The following is a 25,907-nucleotide window of genomic DNA, read 5'->3' as shown; positions in this document are numbered from 1 at the left end:
CTGCCTTTGCGCATGGATGACTTGGACGGCTCATCACGCTATGTGTACGCCCTCATCCGTCCCAGTGGCTGAATCGACAGCTTCCAACGGATTCCCGCCGCGCCGAATTGTCATGGACGGGATGTGCATGATCGACGTATCGTGCGTCGGCCGTGCGTCCGCGGACCTCTTCTTTTCTTGCCGCGGACCTCTTCTTTTCTTGCCCGTGGGGGGCCGCATCGCCATGTCCGAATCCACTGATCTGCGTCCGCGTCCACTGCTGCCCTCAGGGGCCCCCGCATCGTCCCGCGCTCTCCTGGCCGTGGCCGTCGGGGGGCTCGCTCTGGTCGCCCTCTGTGACGTGTTCAGTCTCTTCGCCGGAATCCGGCTCCGTGCGGTGATCAACGGAGACGGCGGCTTCGCCACGGCTCCGCAGCAGGAACTGGACGCCGCTGCCTCGCTGTACGACACGGCCGGAAGATTCCAGGTCATGGTGTACCTGCCCGCCGCGATCGTGTTCGTCGTCTGGTTCTTCCGCATGCGCCGCAACACCGGGCTCCTGACCCCGGACCGGTTTCGCAACGGGCCCGGGTGGGCCATCGGGGCCTGGCTCATCCCGCTGGTGAACCTCTGGATGCCGTATCGCGTCGCCTTCGACATGTGGGGGGCCGCCACTCAGCTGCCGACCGAGGGCGAGACCCACCGGACGCGGGCCTGGCCCCTGAACCTGTGGTGGGCGCTGTTCGTCTTCAGCGTCCTGTTCAACCGGTACGCCGGGCAGAAGTACCGGAACGCCGAGACGTTGACCGAGATCAAGGACGCGGTGGGGCAGTACATGGCAGCCGACGTGGTGCACATCGCCGCCGCCGCTGCCGCCATCCATTTCGCCGTCCGGCTGACCGCCATGCAGCGGCGCAAAGCCGTTGAGGGCCTGTACCGGCCCTCGGTCGTCAAGGAGACGTCGGCCTGGCATCTCCCCTCGCGCCCAGGCCACTTCTAGGGCACTTCCCCGATCCCCACGCCCCCGCCTTAGCCCCACAGTGGCCTGGCATGACGACCACCACCTGGGCCCTCCCCCGCGTCCTGCGCGACCGCAACGCCGCCCTCTACCTCACCGGAGCCGTCGTCTCCGGCTTCGGCACCTCGGCGCTGTGGCTGGTGTCCGGCGTGTGGGTCAAGGACCTCACCGGCTCGGACGGCCTGGCCGCACTGTGCATGCTCGCCATGTGGGCCCCGACCCTGGCCGGCCCGCTCCTGGGCACGCTCGCCGACCGCGTCCGCCGCAAGCCCCTGCTGATCGGCGCGAACCTCCTCCTGGCCGCCCTCCTGCTCGCCCTCTTCACCGTCGACTCCCCGGCCCGCCTCTGGCTCCTCTTCGCGGTCCTGTTCGTCTACGGCGCCGCAGGAGTCGTCCATGACGCCGCCGAGTCCGCCCTCGTCGCGAGCGCCGTGCCCGCGTCCCTGCTCGGCGACTTCAACGGGCTGCGCATGACGGCCTCCGAGGGCATGAAACTCCTCGCCCCGCTGGCCGGCGCGGGCGTCTACGCGGCGTACGGCGGCCCGAGCGTCGCCCTGCTCGACGCCGTGACGTTCGTGGTCGCGACCGGTCTGTACGCGTGCCTGCGCGTGCGCGAGAGCAGGCCCGAGCCGCCGCCCGGCGGCTGGCGGACGCAGACTGCCGAGGGCGCCCGCTTCCTCTGGGCGCACCCACGGCTGCGCCCCCTCGTCCTGGCCGGCGGCGGCACCATGCTGTGCGCGGGGCTCAGCGGGGCGACGATCTACGCCGTCATCGACGGCCTCGGGCACGACCCCGCGTACGCCGGTGTGCTGTACGCCGTCCAGGGCGCCGGTTCGGTCGCGATCGGGCTGCTCTCGGGCCCCCTCCTGCGCCGGCTCGGCGAACGCCGTTTCGCCGCGTACGGCATCGCCCTGACGGCCACCGCGGCCGGTCTGCGGGCGATCCCGTCCGACCCGGTGGCCCTGGCCTGCAGCGCGGCGGCCGGCGTGGGGCTGCCCTGTGTGCTGATCGCCGCGCTCACCGCCGTGCAGCGCGAGACGCCGGACGCCCTGCTCGGCCGGACGGCCGCCACGGCCAACACGCTCGTCTTCACGCCGAACGTCATCGGTCTCGCGGCGGGGGCGGCGCTGGTCGAACTGCTCGACGTACGACTGCTGCTGGCCGTCCTGGGCCCGGCGTGGCTGCTGACCGCCCTGCCGCTGCTTCAGAGGGCGGCGAGCGCCTCCCTCACCGCCGCCAAGTCGCCGTCGGACGCCAACCCCGCGTGATAGAGCCGGATCTCGGTGGCCCCCAGCTCTCGCGCGCGTGCCGTGTCCGACGCCAGCGTGCCCGGGCTGCCGCCCATCTGGGAGACGACACCGAAGTTGGCGGCGACGACCGCGCCGTCACGGCCCTGCTCGGCGAAGGGCGTCAGCAGACCGGGGCCGCCCGCACAGGGCACGACGACGCCGTCCGCGACGGAGAGGATGTGCTCGGGGTCGACGCCGGCGTTCGCGCCGACGTGATACGTCACCGGGTCGGCGTGCAGGAGCACCTGGAAATCGTCCGGAGCGGCCTGGCGGACCGCCCGGACGGCCGTCTCCTGGAGCGTGCGGGCGGTTTCGTCACGCCACGCGCGTGTGGCCGCCGCCGTCTGCGGGCCGAGCAGCTTCTCGACGCCGGCCCAGTCACCGTCGTCCGCCGCGCCCTGCCACAGCGGCTCCAGGGCGGCGCGTACGGCTGCCGCCAGCTCGTCGGCGTCCAGGCCCTGGGCGCCGTAGCCCTCCTGGCACGTCGGGCAGAAGCAGAGCGCCATCAGGTACATTCCGGCGTCCCCGAGCGGCACCCCGCCGGTCTTGTCGTGGGCGTGCAGGTGCTGCAAGCCGTACCAGCCGAGGGACTCCAGCTCGGTGCCGCGCGCCCCCGGGCGTACGGCGGCCTCGGCGGCGAGGTCGACGAGGTACGCGCGGGTGGCGGGCTGTGCGATGCACGGGGCCCAGGGGTAGCGGTCGCCGTACGCGTTGACGACCGACGTGTCCGGATGGTCGGCGCCCAGGCGGGAGTTGTGCGCGAGGACCACCCAGGTGTGCACCTCCAGACCCGCGTCCGCCAGCGCTCCGGCGGCCTCGCCGAAGGCGTCGCCGGGTGCCCAGTCCCCGGCCGGGTACGGGCGCAGTTCCCGGCCCGTCCACCGGTCGTCCGTCGGGTAGAGCACGGCCGCGTGCTCGGCGGTGACGATGCGGTGGCGCGGATGGCGGGGGGTGAGGGCGCGGGTGGAGTGGTAGGCGGAGGCGAGCGTCACCTGGTGAACGCCGAGGGCGGCGATCCTCGCGGGTGCCTCCGGGTCTCCGTTGACGTCCCAGGGGTAGACGAATGTCGACGCCTTCACTTGGTGTCCTCCGGCTCCTTCTCCAGCAGCGCGTAGCCGCGCTCGATCACCTGGGCGAGCTGCTTGACATGGTCCTCGCTCGGCTCGTGCAGGGGCGGCCGGACCTCCCCCACGTCCAGCCCGCGCAGCCGTACGCCCGCCTTGACCAGGGCGACGGCGTATCCGCGGCCCTGGGCGCGCAGTTCGACGAACGGGCGGTAGAAGCCGTCCAGGAGGCGGGTGACGGTGGCGGTGTCGCCGGCCTCCAGCCCCTGGTAGAAGGCGAGGGCGATCTCCGGGGCGAAGCAGAACACGGCGGAGGAGTAGAGCGTGACGCCGATGGCGCGGTAGGCGAGCTGGGTCTGCTCGGCGGTCGGCAGGCCGTTGAAGTAGAGGAAGTCACCGGGGACCTCGGCGCGTACGGCGCTGACGGTCCGCCGCATCAGGTCCAGGTCGCCGAGCCCGTCCTTGAGCCCGATCACGCCGTCCGTGCGGGCCAGTTCGACGACGGTGTCCGGGGTGAACACGGCGTTGTCGCGCTGGTAGACGATGACGGGGAGCGCGGTCGCCGCAGCGATCTCCCGGTAGTGCCGCAGCAGCCCCTCCTGCCCGGCGAGGACGAGATACGGCGGCATGGCGAGCAGCCCGCCCGCCCCGGCCCCCTCGGCGAGCCGCGCGTACCGCACGGCGAGCGCGGTGCCGTATCCGGCGCCCGCGACGACCGGCACGCGTCCCGCCGCCGCCTCGACGGCCGCCCGCACGCACGCCTCGTACTCCTCGGGCGTGAGTGCGTGGAACTCCCCGGTGCCACAGCACGCGAACACGGCGGCGGCACCGGCAGCCACGCCCTGGCGGACATGGGTGCGGTACGTGTCGAGGTCGACCGAGCCGTCGGGGCCGTAGGCGGTGACGGGGAAGAACAACGGCCCGCCGGGGATGCTGAGGCGTGCGGCAAGGGGGGCTGGCGTCACGGGCTCTCCCTAGAACGAGGACGTAACGAGGACGTACCGAGGACGGCTGTGCGGGAACGAGACGGCGTATACGTAATTCTGATCAGAGTTTACATTTATGAACGCACACTGCACCACCCTTGACGGGCAAGGTCGATGATCCTTAGCTTGTCCATGAATGTGAATACCGTGCGTGCATGCATACGGCCCTGGACTCAAGGAGAACCGAGGATGCCAGCCCCCCGCACCGTTCTGCTCACCGGCGCCGCCGGCGGACTCGGCACCCTGATGCGGGACCTGCTCCCGGCCTACGGCTACCAGCTGCGGCTCCTGGATCTGCGGCCCATCGAGGGCGAGCCGGACGCGATCGTCGCCGACCTCGCCGACCGGGAGGCGCTGCGCGAGGCCGTGCGGGACGTCGACGCGATCATCCACCTCGCGGGCATCTCCCTGGAAGCTCCGTTCGAGAAGATTCTCCGGGCGAACATCGAGGGCACCTACAACCTCTACGAGGCCGCCCGCGAGGAGGGCGTCGGACGCATCGTCTTCGCCTCCTCCAACCACGCGGTGGGCTTCACGCCCCGCCCCGAGGGCACCGCGCCGCACGCGCCGAGCGCACTGATCCCCATCGACACGCCGCGCCGCCCGGACACCTTCTACGGCCTGTCCAAGTCCTTCGGCGAGGACCTCGCGCAGTTCTACTGGGACAAGCACGGCCTGGAGACGGTGTCCGTGCGCATCGGCTCCTGCTTCCCGGAGCCGACCAGCGTCCGGATGCTCTCGGTGTGGATGAGCCCCGCCGACGGCGCCCGCCTCTTCCACGCGGCTCTGACCGCCGAGGACGTCGAGCACACGGTCGTCCACGGTTCCTCGGCGAACACCCGCCTGTGGTGGGACCTGACCAGCGCCCGCTCCCTCGGCTACGAGCCGCAGGACGACTCCGAGCCGTACGCCGAGAAGCTGATCGCCGAACAGGGCGAGCTCGACCCGGAGAACATCGCGCACGCCTACCTGGGCGGCCACTTCGTCAGCGACCCGCCGATCTGGCCGTACTGACATCCGGCCGTACCGCGACCCGGCCGTAGCGCTACCCGGCCGTACCAAGATCCGGCCTTACTGACCGAAACATTTCGCCGCAAGAGGGCGGGCGGGCACCGAACGGGCCCGCCCGCCGCCGTATTCGGGCACCACGCCCGCCCGATCTCACGCGCCCCACCACAACCATGCAGGTCCGAGACGGGCACACCACACGGTGAACGGGCACACACGGGCAGCATCGAACCTGCAACAGAGCTGGTCAGTGCCGAACACCCGCTGTAGAACTTCCCCCATGGGCCTCACCGGGCCCGAACGGGCAGCAAGGCGGAAGGCAAGGGTCGGCATGAGCACGAGGACGGCGGAGGAACGCCAGCGCGAGATCGTGCTGGCCGCGCGGCGCGACGGCTCGGTCGACGTCACCGCGCTCGCCGCCGAGCTGGGCGTGGCCAAGGAGACCGTACGGCGGGACCTGCGCGTCCTGGAGGACCACGGCCTGCTCCGGCGTACCCACGGCGGCGCCTACCCCGTGGAGAGCGCCGGCTTCGAGACGACGCTGGCCTTCCGCGCCACCAGCCACGTCCCCGAGAAGCGCAGGATCGCGGCCGCCGCGGCCGAGCTGCTCGGGGACGCCGAGACGGTCTTCGTCGACGAGGGCTTCACCCCGCAGCTCATCGCCGAGGCCCTGCCCACCGACCGGCCGCTGACCGTGGTCACCGCGTCCCTCCCGGTCGCGGGCGCGCTCGCAGAGACGGAGCACGTCTCCGTGCTGCTGCTCGGCGGCCGGGTGCGGTCCGGCACCCTGGCCACCGTCGACCACTGGACGACGAAGATGCTGGCCGGCTTCGTCATCGACCTGGCGTTCATCGGCGCCAACGGCATCTCCCGCGAACACGGCCTGACCACCCCCGACCCGGCCGTCAGCGAGGTCAAGGCACAGGCGATCCGGGCGTCGCGCCGCACGGTGTTCGCGGGCGTGCACACCAAGTTCGGGGCGGTCAGCTTCTGCCGGTTCGCGGACATCGGCGCACTGGAGACGATCGTCACGAGCACCCTGCTCCCCGCGGCCGAGGCCCACCGCTACTCCCTGCGGGGACCCCAGGTCATCCGCGTCTGACACTCCAACTCACTCCCCCTCGGGGCACTTTCACGCCCCACGCCACCCCTTATCTCCCAATACCTCCCCATACCTCCCCTCATTCACGTCCCCTCATTCACGTCCCCTCATTCACGTCCAGGAGCGATCCATGCGAACCCAGAGCCGACGGAGGCCACCGCGAGCCACGCTCGCCATGGCCGCCGCAGGGACGCTGCTCGCCCCGCTGCTCTCCGGCTGCTGGGTCGGAGCCGGCGGGGCGGGGTCGGGCGGCAACTCGATCAACGTCCTGATGGTCAACAACCCCCAGATGACCGAGTTGCAGAAGCTGGCCCCGGCTTTCACCAAAGAGACCGGCATCAAGGTCAACTTCACCGTCCTGCCCGAGAACGACGTCCGCGACAAGATCAGCCAGGACTTCGCGAACCAGGCGGGCCAGTACGACGTCGCCACCCTCTCCAACTACGAGATACCGATCTACGCCCGCAACGGCTGGCTGAAGGAGATGAACTCCTACGTCGCCAAGGACCCGGCGTACGACGAGCAGGACGTCCTCAAGCCGATGCGCCAGTCCCTGACCGGCGACGACGGCAAGCTCTACGGCCAGCCCTTCTACGGCGAGTCGTCCTTCCTGATGTACCGCAAGGACGTGCTCGAGAAGGAGGGCGTCGCGATGCCCGCGCACCCCACCTGGCAGCAGGTGGCGGACATCGCGGCGAAGGTGGACGGCGCCGAACCGGGCATGAAGGGCATCTGTCTGCGCGGCCTGCCGGGCTGGGGCGAGGTGATGGCACCGCTCACCACCGTCGTGAACACCTTCGGCGGCACCTGGTTCGACAAGAACTGGAAGGCACAACTGGACTCCCCCGAGTGGGAGAAGGCGACGAAGTTCTATGTCGACCTGGTCCGCGAGCACGGTGAGTCGGGAGCGGCCCAGTCCGGCTTCGCCGAGTGCCTGAACAACATGACCCAGGGCAAGGTCGCCATGTGGTACGACGCCACCTCCGCAGCCGGTTCCCTGGAGGCGGCGAAGTCCCCGGTGAAGGGCAAGCTCGGCTACGCACCGGCGCCCGTCGAGAAGACGGAGTCCGCCGGCTGGCTCTACACCTGGGCCTGGGGCATCCAGCAGGCGTCCCGCAATCCCGACAAGGCCTGGAAGTTCGTGTCCTGGGCGTCCAGCAAGCAGTACGAGCAGCTGGTGGGCGACGAGATCGGCTGGTCCAACGTCCCGGCAGGCAAGCGCGCCTCCACCTACGCCAACCCGGCCTACCGCGAGGAGGCGGCCGCCTTCCAGGAGATGACGAAGGAGGCCATCGAGGGCGCCCGCCCGAACGACCCCGGTGTGCAGCCGCGCCCCGCGCCCGGCATCCAGTTCGTCGGCATCCCCGAGTTCACCGATCTCGGCACCAAGGTCTCCCAGGAGATCAGCGCGGCCATCGCCGGACGCCAGTCCGTCGAGTCGGCCCTGAAGAAGTCCCAACAGCTCGCCGAGAAGATCTCCGAGGAGTACGAGGGGCGATGACAGCGACGACTACGGCCCCCGTGGCCACGACACCCGTGCGTACCACCCGTCCGCCCTCCGCCCGGTTGCGCAACTGGGCGACCCGGGCCCCGCTCCTGCCGGCCCTGATCTTCATGGTCGTGGTGACCCAGCTGCCGTTCGTGGCCACGCTGGTGATCTCGTTCTTCGACTGGAACTCCCTCTACCCGGACGCCCGCCACTTCACCGGCATCGCCAACTACCAGAAAGTCCTGACCGACGCCGACCTGCGCCACTCGGTGTGGACGACCGTGCTGCTGACGGTCGCGGTGGTGCTGGCCAGTCTGATCCTGGGGCTGATCCTGGCGCTGCTCCTGGACCGGAAGTTCAAGGGCCGGGGCGTGGTCCGCACCCTGCTGATCGCCCCGTTCCTGGTGGTGCCCGTGGCCGCGGCTCTGCTCTGGAAGCATGTGCTCTACAACCCTGAATACGGCCTGTTCAATGGGCTGTTGCACTATGTGGGCGGCCCACAGCCGGACTGGATCTCCAACACCCCGCTCCTCGCGGTCGAGGCCTCCCTCGTCTGGCAGTGGACGCCGTTCATGATGCTGATCCTGCTGGCCGGCCTGCAGAGCCGCGACCACGAGCAGATCGAGGCGGCCCGCGTCGACGGCGCGAGCGACTGGCAGATCTTCCGCCACCTGACACTGCCCCACCTGCGCCGCTACCTCGAACTGGGCGCCCTGCTGGGCTCGATCTACATAGTCCAGAACTTCGACGCGGTGTTCACGATCACGTCGGGCGGCCTCGGCACGGCGAATCTCCCCTACACCGTCTACCAGAGCTTCTACCAGGCCCATGAGAACGGCCTCGCCTCGGCCGCGGGCGTCCTGGTGGTCATCGGCTCGATCATCATCGCGACCTTCGCGCTGCGCGTGGTGTCGTCCCTGTTCCGCGAGGAGGTGTCGCGCGCATGAGTGCAGTGGCCGTACGACTTCGCAGCCGCCGCAAGGGAGTTGGCCTCGGCCTGGTGGCCTGGCTGCTCGGGATCCTGTTCTTCCTGCCGATCGCGTGGATGGCCCTGACGTCCTTCCACTCCGAGGCGGACGCGGCGACCAACCCGCCGTCCTTCGCCGCGTCGCTGACACTCGACGGCTACCGCGAGTTCTTCGGCGCGGGCGGCGGCGCGAGCCCCTGGCCGGCGCTGATCAACTCGACGGTGGCGTCGGTGGCGTCGACGCTGTTCGTCCTGGTCCTCGCCTTCCCGGCGGCGTACGCCCTGTCGATCCGCCCCGTGAAGAAGTGGACGGACGTCCTGTTCTTCTTCCTCTCCACGAAGATGCTGCCGGCAGTGGCAGGCCTCCTGCCCCTGTACCTGTTCGCGAAGAACACGGACATGCTCGACAACATCTGGCTGCTGGTCATCCTCTACACCTCGATGAACCTGCCGATCGCGGTGTGGATGATGCAGTCCTTCCTTGCCGAGATCCCGGTCGCCGTAATCGAGGCGGCACGGGTGGACGGCGCGAAGCTGCCGACGATCCTCACACGCGTGGTGGCCCCGATCGCCCTGCCCGGGATCGCCGCAACGGCGTTGATCTGCTTCATCTTCAGCTGGAACGAGCTGCTGTTCGCCCGAGTGCTGACGGGCGTGGTCGCCGAGACCGCCCCCGTCTTCCTGACCGGCTTCATCACCAGCCAGGGCCTGTTCCTGGCGAAGGTGTGCGCCGCGTCGCTCGTCATCTCCCTGCCGGTGCTCGCCGCGGGGTTCGCCGCCCAGGACAAGCTGGTCCAGGGCCTGTCGTTGGGAGCCGTGAAATGAAGGCCGCCGTCATCGAGTCCGTCGGCAAGGCAGTGGTCGCCGAGGTCCCCGACCCGACGCCCGGCCCGCGCGAGGTCGTCGTCGAGGTGGCTGCCTGCGGCCTGTGCGGCACGGACCTGCACATCCTGCAGGGCGAGTTCGCACCGAAGCTGCCGATCGTCCCCGGGCACGAGTTCGCGGGCGAGGTGGTCGGGGTGGGCACCCAGGTAACGGAGCTGTCGGTGGGCGACCGGGTCGCGGTGGACCCCTCTCTCTACTGCTACGAATGCCGCTACTGCCGTACGGGCCACAACAACCTCTGCGAACGCTGGGCGGCGATCGGCGTGACGACGGCGGGCGGCGCAGCGCGCTATGCCGTGGCCCCGGTCGCGAACTGCGTACGGCTCCCCGACCACGTCCGCACCCAGGACGCGGCCCTCGTGGAACCCCTCTCCTGCGCCGTCCGCGGCTACGACGTCCTGCAGTCCCGCCTCGGCGCCCACGTCCTGATCTACGGCTCGGGCACGATGGGCCTGATGATGCTGGAGCTGGCCAAGCGGACGGGGGCGGCCAGCGTGGACATGGTGGACATCAACCCGGCCCGCCTGGAAACGGCCCGCAGCCTCGGCGTCTCGGCCTCCGCGGCCAACCCGGACGAACTGGACCGGCCTCAGGGCTGGGACCTCGTCGTCGACGCCACGGGCAACGCGGCGGCGATCCAGGACGGCCTGGAGCGGGTCGCCAAGGCGGGGACGTTCCTGCAGTTCGGGGTCGCGGACTACGCGACGCGCGTCACGATCGACCCGTACCGCATCTACAACCAGGAGATCACCATCACGGGTTCGATGGCGGTACTCCACAGCTTCGAGCGCGCGGCGGAACTGTTCGCCAACGGCGTCCTCGACCCCGAGATCTTCATCAGCGACCGCATCCCGCTGGAGCGGTACCCGGAGGCGCTGGAGCAGTTCGCGTCCGGGGTGGGCCGAAAGATCGTGGTGGTCCCGTAGAAGGGTAGGGGCGGCGGGGGCGAAATCCGCGGCCCCCGCCGAATGGCCGTGGGTAAGGGAACGGTAAAGCGCCCCCGCTCGTTCACGGACCATGACAGCTATGACCCCCGGCTCGAACATCCCTCTCTCCGCCGCCCGCGTGACGGTGGACGTCGCCGCCCCGGTGCGGCTCGACGTATCGGGCCTGCTGCTCACCGCCGACGGCAAGGTGCGCTCCGACGACGACTTCATCTTCTACAACCAACCGTCCGGCCCAGGCGTGACGTACCGCTCGGGCGGCGGCACCAGCCCCGACGCGATCACGGTCGACACCGCGGCCGTACCCCCCGGCATCGAGAAGATCGTCGTCACCGCCAGCCCCGACGCCGCCGGCCAGTCCTTCCAGGGCATCGAACCGACGGCCACCATCCGCAACGCGGACGACAACAGCGTCCTGGCCACCTTCACGCCCCCGCAACTCGGCACCGAGACGGCCCTGGTGATCGTCGAGGTCTACCTGCGCAACGGCGCCTGGAAGGCCCGCGCAGTCGGCCAGGGCTACTCCAACGGCCTGGCCGGCATCGCCACCGACTTCGGTGTCACGGTCGAGGAACCGGCCCCGGCCCCGGCCGCACCCGTGGCCCCGCCGCAGCCCGCCATGCAGCCCCCGGCCGCCCCGCCGGCCCCGCCCATGTCCACTCCCCCGGCCCCGCAGGCACCCCAGACCCCCGCCGCTCCCCCGGCCCCGCCCGCCCCGCCCGCCCCCGGCGCCGGAAAGATCAACCTGGACAAGGGCCGCGTAAGCCTCCAGAAGAACCAGACGGTCTCCCTCGTCAAGGGCGGCCGCCCCCTGCTCTCCCAGGTCAAGATGGGCCTCGGCTGGGAGCCGGCGTACCGCGGCAAGGACATCGACCTGGACGCCTCGGTCATCGCCTACGGCCCGCAGCGCAACCACATCGACAGCTGCTACTTCGGCAAGCTCCAGATCGTGCAGGGCGCGATCCGCCACTCCGGCGACAACCTCACCGGCGAGGGCGGCGGGGACGACGAGGTCATCACCGTGGACCTCGGGCGCCTGCCCCAGGAGGTCACCGGACTCGTCTTCACGGTCAACTCCTTCTCCGGCCAGAAGTTCACCGAGGTCGCCAAGGCCTACTGCCGGCTGATCGACGCCGCGTCCGGCGAGGAACTCGTCCGCTTCGACCTCACCAACGCCGAAGCGCAGACGGGCGTGATGATGGCGAAGCTGATCAAGCAGTTCTCCGGCGAGTGGGAGATGACGGCCATGGGCGACTTCGTGAAGTCCCGCACGGTGCGGGGGATGGTGAAGCCGGCGGCCCAGGCACTGTAGACAGCCGTACGACGTCCAGGCGCCCCCGGTCGAAGAGGGGCGCCCGGCGCGACCGGAGCTGCGTGAGGAGCTTGCCGCAGGGAGCCGAGAGGTGACCGACGGTGCGTTGCGGCGCTTCCCGGCCACCGGCCGTCAGGCCGAGGCCCGCACCACCAGCTCCGGGACCACCCACGCCTCGGCGCCCCGCAGTGGTTCCTCACCGGCGCGCAGCCGGGCGACCTGCTCGACGGCCAGCCTTCCCAGCCGCCGTTTGTCGATGTGCAGGGTGGTCAGGGCGGGCTCCACCAGCTCCCCCAGCGACAGTCCGTCGAAGCCCATGACGGCCAGGTCGTCCGGCACCCGCCGGCCGCGGCGCCGGGCGGCACGCATGGCGCCGACCGCGATCAGGTCGTTGAAGCCGAAGACGGCGGTGATGTCGGGCCGTGCGTCCAGCAACCGCTCCATGCCGGCCTCACCCCCGGCCACACTGTGCTCGGGACTCAGCGCAATCCAGCTGTCGTCGACCGGCAGGCCGTGCCGCCGCGCCAGCTCCAGGAAGGCCTGTCTGCGCGGGGCGGGGCCGTGCACACCGTCCAGCATGCCGATCCGGCGGTGCCCCGCGGCGACCAGATGCGCCATGCCCTGTTCGAGACCGGTCGCGGCGTCGATCCCCACGGCCGCGAAACGGGTCTGCTGCGGCCCGCGTTCCAGCAGCACCAGCGGTACACCGCCGAGGTGCCGGGCGAGCACGTCCTCCGGGCTGTTGAAGTAGCCCACGATCGCGTCGGCCTGATGGGACAGCGCATCGAGCGCATCGCGCTCCCGGGCCTCGTCGATGCGGGAGTCCCACATCACCACCTGCCAGCCGCGCTGCTCGGCCGCCTCCAGCACACCGGCGGCCACCTCGGGGAAGAAGGGGTTCATCAGATCCGGGATCACCAGCCCGGCCGTCACGGTCCCCTTCTGCACGAGGCCGCGGGCGAACCGGCTCGGCCGGTAGTCCAGCAGCCGCGCCGCCTCCAGCACCCGTTCCTTCGTCGCCGGGTCGATCTCGCCCTTGTCGTTCACCGCGCGGGAGACCGTCTGCCGTGACACTCCGGCCAGCTTCGCGACATCGTGGATCGTGGCCCGGCGGCGGTTGCCGTCGGGCCGTTCGACACTCGGCTCCCGCTGCTGATCGTCCGCCCGCACGCTGTGCACTTTATCCGGCCAGGTGCGCGGCACGGCAGGGCCCGGCACCGCAGGGCCGGCCCGGCCCCCGCAGCGACGCGTCCGGCCGCCTAGAACAGCGCGCTGTACGCGTTCAACGCGGGCTGCCCGCCGAGATGGGCGTAGAGGACCGTGGACTCCGCCGTGATCTCCCCGCGCGAGACCAGATCGATCATCCCGGCCATCGACTTGCCCTCGTAGACCGGGTCCGTGACCATCCCTTCGGTCCGCGCCGCCAGCCGCATCGCCTCCAGCGTCGTCTCGTCCGGTATCCCGTACGTGCCCGCGTGATAGCGGTCGTCGAGCTCGACGTCGGCCTCGGTCAACTCGCGCTTGACGCCGATGAGCCGGCCGGTGTTGCCGGCGATCCGGGCGATCTGTTCGCGGGTGGTGGCGGGCTTGGCCGAGGCGTCGATGCCGAGGACCCGGCGCGGGCGGCCGCCCGCCTCCTCCAGGGCGGCGAATCCGGCGACCATGCCGGCCTGCGTGGAGCCGGTCACCGAGCACACGATCACGGTGTCGAAGAAGACGCCCAGCTCCCGCTCCTGCTCGGCCACTTCGTATGCCCAACCGGCGAAGCCGAGCCCGCCGAGCGGATGGTCGGAGGCGCCGGCCGGGATGGCGTACGGTTTTCCGCCCGACTCCTCCACATCGCGCAGCGCCTGCTCCCAGCTCTCCTTGAAGCCGATCCCGAACCCGGCCCGCACAAGGCGTACGTCGGCCCCGGCGAGGCGGCTGACGAGGATGTTGCCGACCTTGTCGTACACGGAGTCGGGCCAGTCCACCCAACTCTCCTGGACCAGCACGCACCCCAGCCCGGCACGAGCGGCCACCGCGGCGACCTGGCGGGTGTGGTTGGACTGCACGCCGCCGATCGAGACGAGCGTGTCGCAGCCCTTCGCGAGCGCGTCGGCGACCAGGTACTCCAGCTTGCGGGTCTTGTTGCCGCCGTACGCGACACCGGAGTTGCAGTCCTCGCGCTTGGCCCAGAGGGAGGCTCCGCCGAGGTGGGCGGTCAGGCGCTCCAGGGGGTGCACGGGGGACGGGCCGAAGAGGAGAGGGTAACGGTCGTACGAGGAAAGGGACATGGGGATCCTCCCGGGAAGGGTCAGTCGCTGTCGGCGAGTTCGGCGAGCCCTCGCCAGATCTCCGCCGTGACCCGGACCGCCTCGTCCACGTCACCGGCCGCGCACGTCTCGATCAACCGCTCGTGCAGCCCGGCCGAACGGCAGGTCCCGCCCTCGCCGAAGCGCCGGCGCTCCAGGCGGCGGATGAGCGGGGTGTAGCGGGCGACGGTGGCGGCGGCCGCGCGGTTGCCGCTCACCCGCACCAGCACGTCGTGCAGTTCGTCGTCGGCCCGCAGGGCGAGATCCACCTCGCCGGCGGCGAAGGCGGTCGCGAAGCGCTCGTTGGCGGCGCGCATGATCTCCACGTCCGCCGCGGCCAGCCGGGGTACGGCGACCCGAGTCACCAGCTCGTGCATGGCGCCGACCACGGCGGCCGCGTCGCGCACGTCGGCGGCGACGACCGACGTCACGCGCGTGTGGCTCTGCGGCTTGCTCTCCAGCAGCCCCTCGTCCACGAGACGCGAGAACGCCTCGCGCACCGGCGCCCGGGACAGCCCGAGCCGCTCGGCGAGATCGGCGTCCCGCACCACCGTGCCGGGTTCGATCTCCCCGGCCACGATGGCGTCCCGGATCGCTTCGTAGGCCCGGTCCCTGAGCAGGGTGCGGGCTACGGGTCGTATCGCCTCCACGAACTGAAATGTTAGATGTCAGTAATGACGGCGACAAGGGGCGGCGCCGAGGGACGCGGACAGGAAAGTGGCCCGCACTCCCCACGCGGTGCGGGCCACTCTCGCCTCAGGCAGCTCGGGCAGCTCAGGCAGCTCGGGCGGCCCAGGGCCAGTCGGCGTCCCGAGCCCCCTCCAGCAGCGGCACCATCCGGAAGGCCGCGTCCGAGAGACCGCCGAAGGTGTGCCGGTTGCCCGTCCCCGACGGACCGTGGCCCACCCGGTACCCGGCGAGGTTCCAGGTGTAGACCGGCACGTCGGACGGGACCTGCTCGATCGGGTCGCCGTGGCTGCTGGGGGCGTACTGCTCGTCGGTGACGATCAGCACCCGGTCGTGCTTGCGGTAGTGCCTGCGCACGGCCTCGGTGGTGTTCGTGCCGCCGAGGTCCCCGAAGCGCCCCAGGACCTTCAGCACCGACTCGCCCTTGCGGCAGGCGATCTCGCCGCTGCCCGTGCCGAACTGGACGAGATCCGCGTCCGCCGCCCGCAGCGCGAGCGCCGTGCCGAAGATCGCGGCCGCGTCGGCCCGGTTGAGCTGCGAGCGGTCGGACAGCCGGGACCAGAACATCGAGCCCGAGCGGTCGACGAGCACCAGCGTCCGGCCGGGCAGCGCCGGCACCTGGGCCAGCGAGTGGCCGAGCGCCTGCTCCAGCGGGTACGCCCAGCGCAGCGACGGCGCGTGCTGGTACGCGGCGAGGTACCGGAAGGGGAACTGCCGCGACCGTACGACCTCCGCCGGATCACTGATCCGGGCGGCGACCTGGGCCGCGACCTCGTCCGAGACGCCCGCCTCGTCGAAGTTCCGCAGGTTCCTGACGAGCGCCATGGCGCCCATCGACGGAATCACGGCCTCCCAGGCCTCCTTGTCCATCGGCCCCTGCAGCCAGCCGGCCAGCGCCTCCCACGTCATGCCGGCCGCCGCGAGGCGCTCGGCCCCGCCGTCCGACGTGACCACCGCACGCCGCTGTTCGACGGGCAGTGCCATCAGCTCGCGGTGTGCGACCAGCGTCCGGTTGGACGCGGGCGGCACGGCGGTGTCCGGGTTGTGCCGGCGGTCGAGGGCGTACTGGAACAGGTCGCCCTGCCCCGGCTTGTCCGGGTCGGGGGCCGCGTGCACCACGTTGAGGATGTCGCCGAAGCGGTACCCCTTGGACGCGGTGTCGTACTTCAGCAGCGACCTGCCGCTGTAGAGCCGGCGTACGGCGTCGGCGACACCGCGCTTGACCGGCTTCGGGACGTTACGGCCGTACAGCGCGGTCCAGTACGCGAGCAGTTCGCCGGGCTCGTCCGGCCGCTGGAGCACGGAAGCGATGACCTGCCGGTTCGACGGACCGTCGGTGGCCCCGGCGTCCAGGCGGGCCTTCACGTACTCGGCGGCGCCCACGATCGCGGCCGTACGGAGGTTGCCCTCGCCGCGCAGCCAGCCGAGCAGGCCGGCGGTCCACTCGGGGTCGGTGACGGCGAGCTCGCCGACGAGGCGCGCGAACCGGTCGTCACGGTCGGCGCCGGACTCGTAGAAGGTCTGCTGCGAGACGAAGTTGGCGACCGCCAGCAGGAAGAGCTCGGAGCGCGCCTCACGCTCACGTCCCAGGCCGCCCTCGTAGGTACGGAGCACTCGCCCCGTCGAGGTGACCCGCGAGGTCGGCCGCGCCGTGGCGGCACGCCTGTTGAATCGTGCCATGATGAATTCCCCCCGAATTCGTTTGCGTTTCGGAGGGAGACGCAGCAAAAGGTGGGTGCCCGAGATCAGGAGTCGGCGACGGACTAATCGGATGCTCTACCCAATTGAGCTACATCGACCGGAAGTCGATGACGGGACTCGAACCCGCAACCCTCTGATCCAATGAAGTAACCGTTGCCTGCGCACCGGGCACCCACCATGAGCTGCGCCTCCCGAGATCAAGTCGGCGGCGGCGTCGGATTCTCTGGAAAAGAAGTAGCCGCTGCCATCGCACCGGGAGGTGCGTGACGTTGTGATCTCACTGTAGGAGGCGCAACTCGGGCCGGGCGACCGAATTAATTACCGCCGCTGCCGCTTCCAGGGCCCCGTGATGGCGAGCATGATGCCCGGCGTCTGGATATTGGCGTACAGCGTCCGGCCGTCGCACGAGAAGGTGACGCCGGTGAACTCGCTGTATTCCGGCTCCTCCTCGGTGCCGATGTTCAGCTCGTTGCGGGCGATCGGGTACGTGCGGCCGCTGTCGGTGGCGCCGAAGAGGTGCTGGACGCCCTCGCCGTCCTCGGCGATGACGAGGCCGCCGTACGGGGAGACGGTGATGTTGTCCGGGCCGTCGAAGGCGCCGTCCTTGGACGGGTCGGGGTTGACGCCGAGCAGGACCTTCAGGGTGAGGGTGCGGCGCTTGGGGTCGTAGAACCAGACCTGGCCGTCGTGCCGGCCGGGGCTCTCCTCACGGGCGTACGAGGAGACGATGTAGGCGCCGCCGTCGCCCCACCACATGCCCTCCAGCTTGCGGGCGCGGGTGATCTCACCGGCGGCGAACTGCTTGCGCACGGGAGTGGTCCTGGCGTCGCGGTCCGGGACGTCCACCCAGTCGACGCCGTACACGGTGCCGATCCTGGTGGCCCGGGAGAGGTCGTCGACGAACTTGCCGCCGGAGTCGAAGCACTTGGGCGCCTGGAGGACACCGGCGTCATCAGCAAGCTTGCGGAACTTGCCGCTGCCGTACTCGAAGCCCTTCGGCGGGGTCCAGCGGAAGAACAGCCCGTTGGGCGTGGCCGCGTCCTCGGTGAGGTAGGCGTGGCCGCGCCTGGGGTCGATGACGACGGCCTCGTGGTCGTAGCGGCCGAAGAACTTCAGCGGCTTGGGGTTCTTGTTGGCGCGCCGGTCGACGGGGTCGACCTCGAAGACGTAGCCGTGGTCCTTGGTCATGCCGTTGGTGCCGGCCTTGTCGGAGTTCTCCTCGCAGGTGAGCCAGGTGCCCCAAGGTGTGCTGCCGCCCGCGCAGTTGGTGGAGGTGCCCGCGATGCCGACCCATTCGGCGACCTGCCCGCCGGGGCGGACCTCGACGACGGTGCAGCCGCCGGCCGCGGCGGGGTCGTAGACGAGGCCCTCGGTGAGCGGGACGGGGTGGTCCCAGTCGGCGCGCGGGCCCTTGAGCTCGTGGTTGTTGACGAGGAGGGTGGTGCCGCGCGGCCCGTCGAAGGCGGCCGTGCCGTCGTGGTTCGAGGGGGTGAACTCGCCCGACTCCAGCTTCGTCCTACCGCTGTAGGTGATGATCCGGTACTTGAACCCTGCGGGCAGCGCGAGGAGGCCCTTCGGGTCCGGGACGAGGGGTCCGTACCCGACGCCGCCACAGTGGGCGTCCGCGGACTTCTCGCTCGCGGTCTCGGACTCCGTGGAGGCGAGCGCGTTCGGCGCGGTGGCGAGAACGCCGGCACTGCCCGCCAGCGCGACACCGGCCCCGGTGATCGCGGAATTCCTGGCGAAGTCCCTGCGGGTGAGCGACATGCTGTCTCCTGTGACCGTGGGTGTGCCGTGGAGGGCGGCGAACTCCGGAACGCCGCAACGCTGCCGCTCATGCCTGAACAGGAGTTGAACGCCGGGCGGATTCAGTGGACCTGCTTCCATGAATCCACGCCGGTGACGGCAGCGCCCCGTAAGGGGCGCGGGGCTGTATCGATATGCGGCTCAGCCGCGTGGCCGCGACCAGCCCCCACACACCCGCACCCGCGGAACGGGCTCAGCCCCCTTGTTGCGACCGCGCCTTGAAGGCAGCCTTACGCGCTTCCTTCGCGATCTTCTTGTCCGGATGCAACCGCCCCATCGCCTCCAGCACATCCGCCGTGGCCGGATGCTCGACCCGCCAGGCCGCCGCGAAGAACCCGCTGTGCTGCGCGGCCAGCCCCTCCACCAGGGCCCGCAGCTCGTCGGAGTTCCCCTCGGCCGCGAGCTGTGCGGCGAGCGTGTCGACGGTCAGCCAGAACACCAGGTCCTGGGAGGGCGGGGGCACGTCGGAGAACCCCGCCTCGGTCAGCCAGACCCGGGCCAGCCCACCCAGCTCCGGATCGTCGAGGACCTCCCGCAGGGCCGGCTCGGCCTCGGTGCCCACCAGGGACAGCGCCTGCTGGCAGCGCAGTCGCCGCAGCGGCGCCCCGGCGTCCAGGCCCCGTGCCGCCGCGAGCAACTCCCGCGCCGCGGCGAGGGGTTCGCGTCCGTCCAGCCACTGCACGGTCTCGGCGTGCGCGGCGGCCTGCGGGAAGGTGGCCGTGCCGTCGAGCAGTGCGTCGGCGCCCTTGTCCGCCAGGTCCCCGACCGCGGGCGACTCGAATCCGGCCTCCAGCAGCCGCGCCCGCAGCCCGTACAGTCCGAGCGGGGTCAGCCGCACCATGCCGTAGCGCGACACGTCGGTGTCGTCGACGGCGGCCGCGGCCTCCTCGGCGCCCTCGACGTCCGCCATCAGTGCCTCGTCCACCGGCTGGTACTCCACCAGGCCGACCGGCTCCAGCAGCCGGAACTGGTCGTCCAGGCGCATCATCGCGTCGGAGACCTGTTCCAGCACGTCGTTCGTGGGCTCGCCCATGTCGCTGGGCACGATCATCGAGGCGGCGAGGGCCGGCAGCGGTACGGGCGCGTCGCCCGGCCCGTCCTCGCTGACCGTCAGCAGGTACAGGTTGCCGAGCACACCGTCGAGGAACTCCGCCTCGGCCTCGGGGTCCCAGTCCAGGGTGGAGAGGTCGATCTCGCCGCCCGCGCCCATGGCGTCGACCAGGTCGTCGAGGTCGGGCACGCTCGCGTCCGCGAGCACCGTCTCCAGTGCGCCGAGCCACACCGCGAGCACGTCCTGCGGCGAACCGCCGGTCAGCAGCGCCAGGTCCGCGCCCGCCGCCACGGTGCCCGTCTCCTCGTCGACGATCTCCACCAGCCCGGTGTCGACGGCGACGCGCCAGGCCTCACTGGCGTACGCGGCGGCGTCGTCCCCGCTCAGCGCGAGCACCTCGGCGGCGGCCGGCAGCTGCTCGTCGACGAGGCCGCCTCCGGCGTCGACCCGGGTGTCGGGGCCGGCCCAGCGGGCCAGCCGTGCGGCCCGGGCGAGCAACGGCGTGGACAGCGCGTCCCGCGCCAGCTCCGCTTCGGGATGCAGCCGCACCGGCGGCAGGGAGGAGCTGTCTGACATCGGCTGGTTCTCCTAGGGCGTTCCGCAGGGCCGTAGGCGTCACGGCCCAGCCGCTCTCCACTTCACGGCTCAACCGCTCAGCCTAGACGGGTTTCCACCCATGCCGCCCGGTTCATCTCCCCGTCGGGCGGTGTACATGGCCGAAACCTTGACAACTGGCCCGAGCAGGCAGGAGATTGACGCGCGTAGAAATCGAGCGGACATCTGTTCACTGTATTTTCTACGCGCGTCGCCGCCGCCCCACCGGTCGCGCCTGCACCCACCGTTCCACGCACCACCCTCGTCCCGGCGCCCACGTATGTCCCCGGAGGGATCCCGTTGCCGAGCAAGAAGTCCGCGCGCCTCGCCGCGCTCACCGTCGCCGCCGTATGTTCCGCGGCGTCCACCGTTGTCCTCACGTCCCCCGCGCACGCCGACTCCGTGCGCATCCATGACATCCAGGGCAGCACCCGCATATCCCCGTACGCCGGCAAGCAGGTCACGGACGTGGCCGGAATCGTCACCGGCGTGCGCGCCTACGGCTCGTCCAGAGGCTTCTGGATCCAGGATCCGGACGCCGACGCCGACGCGGCCACCAGTGAGGGCGTGTTCGTCTTCACGAGCTCCGTCCCGAAGGTCGCCGTCGGCGACTCGGTCCTGGTGGCGGGCACGGTCGCCGAGTACGTCCCCGGCGGCGCGGCCTCGGGCAACCAGTCGCTGACCGAGATCACCAAGCCGACGGTCACCGTCGTCTCCAGCGGCAACGCCGTCCCGGCCGCGCAGGTCGTCGACGAGGACTCGGTGCCGGACCGGTACACGCCGGCCGGCGACGCGGCCGCGAAGGGCTCGATCGACGGCCTGACGCTGCGGCCGTCGAAGTACGCCCTCGACCACTACGAGTCCCTCGAGGGCATGAACGTCGAGGTCGCCGACGCCCGCGTGGTCACCGCGACCGACGACTTCTACGAGCTGTGGGTGACGGTGAAGCCGTGGGAGCACCGCAACCGCCGCGGCGGCACGGTCTACGGCTCCTACGACTCCCAGAACACCGGCCGGCTGCAGATCCAGTCGCTCGGCCCCGGCGCCGAGTTCCCGGTCGCGAACGTGGGTGACACCCTCACCGGCACCACCGCCGGCCCACTGGACTACAACCAGTTCGGCGGCTACACCCTCGTCGCGAGCGAGCTCGGCACCCTCAAGAGCGGTGGCCTGGAGCGGGAGACGACCCAGAAGCAGCGGCGCGACGAGCTGGCGGTCGCGACGTACAACGTCGAGAACCTCGACCCGTCCGACGCCACGTTCGCCGAGCACGCCGCCGCGATCGTGAACAACCTCCAGTCGCCCGACATCGTGTCCCTGGAGGAGATCCAGGACAACAACGGCGCGAAGAACGACGGCACGGTCGCCGCCGACCAGACGGTGGGCAAGCTGATCGACGCCATCGTCACGGCGGGCGGCCCGGCCTACGACTGGCGTTCCATCGACCCGGTCGACAAGGCCGACGGCGGCGAGCCGGGCGGCAACATCCGCCAGGTGTTCCTGTTCAACCCGAAGCGGGTCTCCTTCACCGACCGCGCGGGCGGCGACGCCACGACCGCCGCCGGTGTGGCCAAGGTGCAGGGCAAGGCGGCGCTGACGGTCTCCCCCGGCCGTATCGACCCGGCGAACGCGGCCTGGACGAACAGCCGCAAGCCGCTGGCCGGCGAGTTCGTGTTCCGTGGCCGCACGGTCTTCGTGATCGCCAACCACTTCGCCTCCAAGGGCGGCGACCAGTCCCTGCACGCGCAGTACCAGCCGCCGGCCCGCAGCTCGGAGACCCAGCGCCACCTCCAGGCGAGTGCGGTCAACACCTTCGTCAAGGACATCCTGGCCGTCCAGAAGAACGCGGACGTCGTCACGCTCGGCGACATCAACGACTTCGAGTTCTCCGGCACCACCAAGCTGCTGGAGGACGACGGCGCACTGTGGTCGGCGATCAAGTCGCTGCCCAAGAGCGAGCGGTACTCGTACGTCTACCAGGGCAACGCCCAGACGCTGGACCAGATCCTGGTCAGCCCGTCGATCCGGCGTTCCTGTGACTTCGAGTACGACAGCGTGCACGTCAACTCGGAGTTCAACGACCAGGTCAGCGACCACGACCCGCAGGTGCTGCGGTTCCGTCCGTAACCTCCGGTGCGGTTCAGGACTGGCTGAACACGCCGTTCAGCCAGTCCTGCCAGGCGGCCTCGACCGCCTTGGCGTCGGCGCCCGGGGCGAAGTCGTGCACGGAGATGCCGACCGGGTAGCCCCAGTGGTTGCGGCCGAAGAAGCGGATCATGGCGTGGTCCGTGCGCAGCCCGAGGAAGTACGGGTTGCGGAAGTCCACCACGGCGTCGAGGAGTCGGCCCTCGGGGCCGCGTGCCTGGACCCGCGTCCCCTCGGCGGTGTCGTCCCCGAGGCCGAGCGCGCGGCCCACGGCGACGAAGGCGTCCGCCGTCTTGGACGTGTCGGGCCCGTCGAAGGTCGTGAAGGCGACGACCGGACGGCCGCCGAACTCGGTCAGGTACTGGCGCAGGGTGTGCAGATAGAAGTCGGTGTGCCGGCCGGCGGCGTCGTACTGGTTGTCCCAGTCGTCGACGAGGATGCCGCTGTGCACGTACCGCACCCAGGCCCGGCGGCCTCCCTCGCGCGGCTCGATGGTGTAGTCGAGCTGGTTGAGGCTCTGCTCCTCGACGCCCTCGACGTCCTCCGCCCGGTTGGTGTAGCGGTGCGGCGGGTCCCAGGCGGTGACCGTGGAGCCCATCGCCCCCTTGCCGCCGACGCGCGGCTCGGGCGGCTCCGACGGCCACATCCAGCCGCCGGTGTTGCTGGTGATCGCGTCCCACACCTGTTCCGGTGTGGCGTCGACCTCGAACTCGCGGGCGATCTCGAATTCCTTGGACATGGTGGGCTCCTGCTGATTACTGGTCGAGTGCGGGGTTCGGCTGGTCCTTGACCGTGGGGTGTACGGCGACCACGATCCGGTGATCGCGGCCGCCCTCCGCGTCGGGCGCGTCGTACTTGTGGATCAGCGCGCTCACGCCCGCCGTCAACTCCTGGATGAACGCGGCCCGTTCGGCCGCCGAGGCGAAGCGGACCTCGCCGTCCAGGGCGTACGTCGCCAGCCTCTTGCGGGCCTTCGCGGCGCCGGTGATCAACGAGCCGACGTCCCGGACGAGCCGGGCGCCGAGCGCGAGCAGCCAGCGGGCGGAGAGCTGGTCACGGAAGCGGTCCGGGTCCGGCTGCACCGCGGCGAGCGCGAGCGGCGAGATGACGTACGACGCGGCGGTCGCCTGCATCAGCCGCTCGGTGACGTTGCCCTTGCGGCGCTCGCCGGCCAGCTCCACCAGTCCGTGCCGCTCCAGGGCCTTGAGGTGGTAGTTCACCTTCTGCCTGGGCAGCCCGACCTTGCCGGCCAGCATGGCGGCCGACGCGGGCCCGGCCGCCAGCTCGGCGAGCAGCCGGGCCCTTGTGGGGTCCAGGGAGACGGCTGCGGCCTCGGGGTCCTCGATCACGGTGACGTCCAGCATGCGTCCACCGTCTCACCGAAAACTTTTTTTGTCCAGACGGTTAGAGTTTTCGGAGAATGGAGGCCGCGTCACGCGTCACGACGTCACTCGGGAACGAGGGACGTCACGGCGTCACTCGGGAACGAGGCCGACGGCGTGGTCGTACCGACTGACCGTGCTGCTCTTCAGCCCCGGCCAAGTCTGGACGCGGTGCCACAGCTCGGTCGCCGAGCCGATGCCGTTGCCCGGGGCTGCGAGGGCGTCGATGTGGGCGGCGGCGCTCTCCCACTCGGCGTAGTTCAGAACGCGGGTGCCGTCGGTGCTGAGGTGGAAGTGGGCGGAGATACCGCCGGAGTGCGGGTTCGGCTCGCTCTCCAGGGCCTCGAAGACGGCGTCGACCCAGGCGCGCTGCCGGTCGGGGTCGGGCCCCTCGAACTCGATGTCGACGATCACGATGCAGCCGGGGACGCGGGTGTCACCCTCGCGAGTGCCGCTGCGGTAGTGCCGGTACCGGCCGAGCCCCAGCCGCTCGATGCCCGGTACGGCCGTGTCGATCTCGTCGTTGCGCTCCTGGCGGTGGGTCTTCACGAAGGCCTCGTAGGCCTGGTCGCTGCGCCACTGCGAGTAGTGCAAGAGGGTGGCGGCGTCGTGCCCGGTGTAGACGTGGTAGCCGAGCAGACCATCGGCGGGCCAAGGGCGGCGCTCCCAGGTGCCGGCGATCGCCTCGACCGTCTGCTGCTGCCGCAAGGGGGTGCCGACCCGCCAGGTACTGAAGAAGGGGGCGCCGGTCTCGGGGCGCGTGAGGTCGGGGTGGGCGTCGGTGCGACGGGTCATGGATGCCTCCGGAGCCGGTGGTCAATGCGTGCACTGAACACCTTTCGACCTCAACCGGACTTGAGGTCAAGTGGCCCTTGGAAGGCGGGGTTACGAGTACACACAGAGCGGCGCGGGACCGGTGACCGGTCCCGCGCCGCCTCGCCGTCTCCCTCGACCGGCGTCTCAGCGGTGCCCGTTGTGCCGGCGCCGCAACACCTGTGCGGCGACCACAGCGCCCACGGCCGCCCCGGCGATCAGCACCGGCCGCGGATGCCGCAGTCCGGCCTGGACGACGGTGCGGACGGGGCGCGGCACGCTGTGCTCGACCACATGGCCCGCGTGCGTCGCCCTGCCCTGGACGGTGTGTCCGGCCTGGGTCGCCCGGTCCTGCACCGCGTGCCCGGCGTGCGTCGCCTTGTCCTGCACGACGTGTCCCGCCTGGGTCGCCCGGTCCTGCACGACGTGCCCGGCGCGTGCGGCCCGCTCCTGCACCACGTGCCCGGCCTGGGCCGCGCTGCTGCGCAGCTGCACGGTCATCGCGCCCGCCTTGTCCTTGAGGTCGGCGGCGCGTGCCAGGGCTCGGCCCTTCACATCCGCCTTCCCGGCCAACTCCGCCACGGTGTCGCCGAGTTCGCTGCGCGTCCGCTCGATCTGGCTGCGCAGTTCCTCGGGGCCCTTGGCCCCTGCGCTCGCCTTCGCCGCCGCGGACTTCCCCGCGGCAGTGGCTTTCGCGGCGCCCTTCTGCGCGGCCTTTCCGCCGCCCGTCGCCCCCGCCTTGCGGTCCGTCATCGGTGTGCCCTTTCCTTGATCTCCTCGACATCGGCCCTGACGCTGCCGAGGGCCTCCTCCGGCGTGGGGGGTGCGGCGCGCCGCAGCCGGGCGCGGCCGGTCGCGGCCAACAGACCGGCGAGGGCGAACAGGACGCCCGTCACGATCAGCGCCGCGGCCCACACAGGCAGCGTCAGCGAGAGTGCGGCGGTGGCTGCGGCGGCCAGGAACAGCAGACCGGCGTACGCGACGGCGCCCGCCGCGCCGAGCAGCCCGCCGCCCGTGCCGGCACGTCGGCCCTTCTCGGCCAGCTCCTCCTTGGCGAGGGCGACTTCCTGTCGTACGAGCCGGGAGAGCTGTTCGCCTGCCTGCCCTACGAGTTCGCTCACCGAGTGGTGCTCGTCGTGCACCCGCTCGGGGGTCGTGGACCCGGTCACGGTGTTCCGCCTCCTCTCGATTCGGAACACCCGGGTACCCGGTGCCGCCCCCGCTATCCCTTCCCTCCGCCTTCCGGTGCGCACCCGCCCAGCCGGGCCGGCCGGGCCCGGAACCAGTCGAGGCAGGCCTGCAACAGCGCAGCCCCGGAAGCCAGTTCGGGCACACCGGGCCCATCGGCCACAGCGAGGCCGGCCACGGACTCGACGGACGTCCCGTCCCCG

23 protein-coding genes are annotated in these 25,907 nt (G+C 71.0%); 10 read left to right on the top strand and 13 right to left on the bottom strand.

Annotated elements, in window-relative coordinates:
• Positions 1–223: 223 nt before the first annotated feature.
• A complete protein-coding gene (locus OHT51_RS32440; RefSeq protein WP_328882460.1) occupies positions 224–979 on the top strand; it encodes a DUF4328 domain-containing protein in 756 nt (251 codons plus the stop codon).
• A 50-nt stretch (positions 980–1,029) separates the two neighbouring features.
• Complete coding sequence (locus tag OHT51_RS32435; RefSeq protein ID WP_328882459.1) at positions 1,030–2,265, top strand: MFS transporter; 1,236 nt, start codon at positions 1,030–1,032, stop codon at positions 2,263–2,265.
• Here the strand turns inward: OHT51_RS32435 and OHT51_RS32430 are convergent.
• Complete coding sequence (locus OHT51_RS32430; RefSeq protein ID WP_328882458.1) at positions 2,202–3,365, bottom strand: hypothetical protein; 1,164 nt, start codon at positions 3,363–3,365, stop codon at positions 2,202–2,204. The genes OHT51_RS32435 and OHT51_RS32430 overlap by 64 nt on opposite strands.
• Complete coding sequence (locus tag OHT51_RS32425) at positions 3,362–4,315, bottom strand: 5-dehydro-4-deoxyglucarate dehydratase (RefSeq protein WP_328882457.1); 954 nt, start codon at positions 4,313–4,315, stop codon at positions 3,362–3,364. The genes OHT51_RS32430 and OHT51_RS32425 overlap by 4 nt, the downstream gene beginning before the upstream one ends.
• 210 nt (positions 4,316–4,525) lie before the next feature.
• Between OHT51_RS32425 and OHT51_RS32420 the strand changes: the two genes are divergently transcribed.
• The 7 genes from OHT51_RS32420 (at position 4,526) to OHT51_RS32390 (ending at position 12,043) form a co-directional block, all read left to right on the top strand.
• Positions 4,526–5,350 carry an NAD-dependent epimerase/dehydratase family protein gene (locus OHT51_RS32420; protein WP_328882456.1) on the top strand — a complete coding sequence of 275 codons (825 nt, stop codon included), beginning with the start codon at positions 4,526–4,528 and terminating at the stop codon, positions 5,348–5,350.
• 325 nt (positions 5,351–5,675) lie between these two features.
• The gene (locus OHT51_RS32415; protein ID WP_328882455.1) at positions 5,676–6,446 is read left to right on the top strand and encodes a DeoR/GlpR family DNA-binding transcription regulator; all 771 of its coding nucleotides are present in this window, start codon (positions 5,676–5,678) and stop codon (positions 6,444–6,446) included.
• 130 nt (positions 6,447–6,576) lie between these two features.
• Positions 6,577–7,947, top strand: a complete 1,371-nt coding sequence (locus tag OHT51_RS32410) for an ABC transporter substrate-binding protein (RefSeq protein WP_328882454.1) — start codon at positions 6,577–6,579, stop codon at positions 7,945–7,947.
• Entirely contained in the window at positions 7,944–8,882 is a 939-nt protein-coding gene (locus tag OHT51_RS32405; RefSeq protein WP_328882453.1) for a carbohydrate ABC transporter permease, read from the top strand. Before OHT51_RS32410 ends, OHT51_RS32405 begins: the two co-directional genes overlap by 4 nt.
• Complete coding sequence (locus tag OHT51_RS32400; RefSeq protein ID WP_328882452.1) at positions 8,879–9,727, top strand: carbohydrate ABC transporter permease; 849 nt, start codon at positions 8,879–8,881, stop codon at positions 9,725–9,727. The genes OHT51_RS32405 and OHT51_RS32400 overlap by 4 nt, the downstream gene beginning before the upstream one ends.
• Positions 9,724–10,713, top strand: coding sequence for a zinc-dependent alcohol dehydrogenase family protein (locus tag OHT51_RS32395; RefSeq protein WP_328882451.1), 990 nt, complete (start codon positions 9,724–9,726; stop codon positions 10,711–10,713). The genes OHT51_RS32400 and OHT51_RS32395 overlap by 4 nt, the downstream gene beginning before the upstream one ends.
• 100 nt (positions 10,714–10,813) lie before the next feature.
• Complete coding sequence (locus OHT51_RS32390) at positions 10,814–12,043, top strand: TerD family protein (RefSeq protein ID WP_328882450.1); 1,230 nt, start codon at positions 10,814–10,816, stop codon at positions 12,041–12,043.
• A 132-nt stretch (positions 12,044–12,175) separates the two neighbouring features.
• Here the strand turns inward: OHT51_RS32390 and OHT51_RS32385 are convergent, their stop codons facing one another.
• The 6 genes from OHT51_RS32385 to OHT51_RS32360 form a co-directional block, all read right to left on the bottom strand.
• Entirely contained in the window at positions 12,176–13,213 is a 1,038-nt protein-coding gene (locus OHT51_RS32385; protein ID WP_328882449.1) for a LacI family DNA-binding transcriptional regulator, read from the bottom strand.
• A gap of 89 nt (positions 13,214–13,302) precedes the next feature.
• Positions 13,303–14,319, bottom strand: a complete 1,017-nt coding sequence (locus OHT51_RS32380) for a 1-aminocyclopropane-1-carboxylate deaminase (protein ID WP_328882448.1) — start codon at positions 14,317–14,319, stop codon at positions 13,303–13,305.
• Between the two features lie 20 nt (positions 14,320–14,339).
• Entirely contained in the window at positions 14,340–14,987 is a 648-nt protein-coding gene (locus tag OHT51_RS32375) for a GntR family transcriptional regulator (protein WP_328882447.1), read from the bottom strand.
• Positions 14,988–15,111: 124 nt separating this feature from the next.
• A complete protein-coding gene (locus tag OHT51_RS32370) occupies positions 15,112–16,704 on the bottom strand; it encodes a TROVE domain-containing protein (RefSeq protein WP_328882446.1) in 1,593 nt (530 codons plus the stop codon).
• A gap of 339 nt (positions 16,705–17,043) precedes the next feature.
• On the bottom strand, positions 17,044–18,492 hold the full coding sequence (locus tag OHT51_RS32365) for an alkaline phosphatase PhoX (RefSeq protein WP_328882445.1): 1,449 nt from the start codon (positions 18,490–18,492) through the stop codon (positions 17,044–17,046).
• Between the two features lie 232 nt (positions 18,493–18,724).
• Positions 18,725–20,158, bottom strand: a complete 1,434-nt coding sequence (locus OHT51_RS32360) for a hypothetical protein (RefSeq protein ID WP_328882444.1) — start codon at positions 20,156–20,158, stop codon at positions 18,725–18,727.
• A 318-nt stretch (positions 20,159–20,476) separates the two neighbouring features.
• On the opposite strand from OHT51_RS32360, the gene OHT51_RS32355 reads away from it, so the two are divergent.
• Positions 20,477–22,303, top strand: a complete 1,827-nt coding sequence (locus OHT51_RS32355; RefSeq protein WP_328882443.1) for an endonuclease/exonuclease/phosphatase family protein — start codon at positions 20,477–20,479, stop codon at positions 22,301–22,303.
• Between the two features lie 13 nt (positions 22,304–22,316).
• On the opposite strand, the gene OHT51_RS32350 is transcribed toward OHT51_RS32355, so the two are convergent.
• The 5 genes from OHT51_RS32350 to OHT51_RS32330 form a co-directional block, all read right to left on the bottom strand.
• The gene (locus OHT51_RS32350; RefSeq protein ID WP_328882442.1) at positions 22,317–23,060 is read right to left on the bottom strand and encodes an SRPBCC family protein; all 744 of its coding nucleotides are present in this window, start codon (positions 23,058–23,060) and stop codon (positions 22,317–22,319) included.
• A 16-nt stretch (positions 23,061–23,076) separates the two neighbouring features.
• Complete coding sequence (locus tag OHT51_RS32345) at positions 23,077–23,685, bottom strand: ArsR/SmtB family transcription factor (protein WP_328882441.1); 609 nt, start codon at positions 23,683–23,685, stop codon at positions 23,077–23,079.
• A 111-nt stretch (positions 23,686–23,796) separates the two neighbouring features.
• The gene (locus OHT51_RS32340) at positions 23,797–24,498 is read right to left on the bottom strand and encodes an antibiotic biosynthesis monooxygenase (RefSeq protein ID WP_328882440.1); all 702 of its coding nucleotides are present in this window, start codon (positions 24,496–24,498) and stop codon (positions 23,797–23,799) included.
• 165 nt (positions 24,499–24,663) lie between these two features.
• Positions 24,664–25,269 (bottom strand): DUF3618 domain-containing protein, encoded by a 606-nt coding sequence (locus OHT51_RS32335; protein ID WP_328882439.1) that lies wholly within the window; start codon positions 25,267–25,269, stop codon positions 24,664–24,666.
• Complete coding sequence (locus OHT51_RS32330; protein WP_328882438.1) at positions 25,266–25,685, bottom strand: phage holin family protein; 420 nt, start codon at positions 25,683–25,685, stop codon at positions 25,266–25,268. Before OHT51_RS32330 ends, OHT51_RS32335 begins: the two co-directional genes overlap by 4 nt.
• Between the last annotated feature and the right edge of the window lie 222 nt (positions 25,686–25,907).

It is taken from the genome of Streptomyces sp. NBC_00299 (assembly GCF_036173045.1).
Lineage (GTDB): Bacteria > Actinomycetota > Actinomycetes > Streptomycetales > Streptomycetaceae > Streptomyces > Streptomyces machairae.
Note: the sequence above shows the minus strand (reverse complement) of the source record. Positions and strands in the feature narration are given on the sequence as shown.